We start from the raw sequence: 567 nt of genomic DNA on the forward strand, positions 1-567 counted from the left end.
CGCATTTTTGCAGAGCATCGCGACGCCTGGCAAGGCACTGTCATGCTCGTGTTCCAGCCCGGCGAGGAAGTGGGCCGGGGTGCGGCGAGCATGGTTCAGGATTGGGGCGAGGAGCGCCTCCCCAAGCCAGACATTATCTTGGGGCAGCATGTGATGGTGGGGCTGAGTGGCACGGTCAGCTACCGCCCGGGTGTCATCCTGTCAGCCGGTGACAGCCTGAAGATCAAACTATTCGGCCGCGGCTCACACGGCTCGCAGCCGCAGACCGCCATCGATCCGGTGATCATGGCCGCCGCCACCACGCTGCGCCTGCAAACCATCGTTTCGCGTGAAATCTCGCCGCTGGACAATGCAGTGTTGACCATTGGCTCGCTGCAGGCCGGCACCAAGGAGAACATCATTCCTGACGATGCCACGATCAAGCTTAATATGCGCACCTTCGACGAAGATGTTCGCGAGTACATGCTGTCGTCCGTCAAGCGAATTTGCTGCGCTGAGTGCGATGCCTCCAATGCCGAGCGGCCGCCCGAGTTCACAACCCTCAGCAGTTACCCGCTAACCGAAAAC

1 protein-coding gene is annotated in these 567 nt (G+C 60.8%); it reads left to right on the forward strand.

Going from position 1 to position 567, the window contains the following annotated elements; translation table 11 throughout:
* Window positions 1-567, forward strand: a 567-nt coding sequence (locus AC1DQ3_RS36685; protein ID WP_477124973.1) for a M20/M25/M40 family metallo-hydrolase, incomplete at both ends; no start/stop codon positions are given.

The organism is Cupriavidus sp. 01T418, from assembly GCF_056398885.1.